Source organism: Tritonibacter sp. SIMBA_163 (genome assembly GCF_046535935.1).
GTDB classification, from domain to species: domain Bacteria; phylum Pseudomonadota; class Alphaproteobacteria; order Rhodobacterales; family Rhodobacteraceae; genus Epibacterium; species Epibacterium scottomollicae.
This window is the reverse complement of record NZ_JAWJBP010001510.1, coordinates 1-230: the sequence shown is the minus strand read 5'-3', so window position 1 is coordinate 230 and position 230 is coordinate 1. Positions and strand designations below refer to the sequence as shown.

Below are 230 nucleotides of genomic sequence, written 5' to 3'. Positions count from 1 at the left end.
AGTAAGGAATCGGTATGGCATTTTGGATAGCGGGCGTGCCGGGTAGGGCGGTCATCGTAAAGGTAAAAGAGCCCAGGGCAATAGAAGCAGGAATCAGCCGCTTAGGCACGTTGGCCTGACGAAAAAGCTCACGGCTAATGGGGTAAATCGCGAAGGCCACTACAAATAGCGAGACGCCGCCGTAGGTAAGTACCGCGCAGGCCATAACAACTGTGAGCACTACGTGATGG

The 230-nt window shown here is 54.3% G+C and carries 1 pseudogene; it reads right to left on the bottom strand.

What is annotated here, in order from left to right:
* Positions 1–230: pseudogene (locus R0J92_RS27325) on the bottom strand (GntP family permease); the annotation flags it as partial.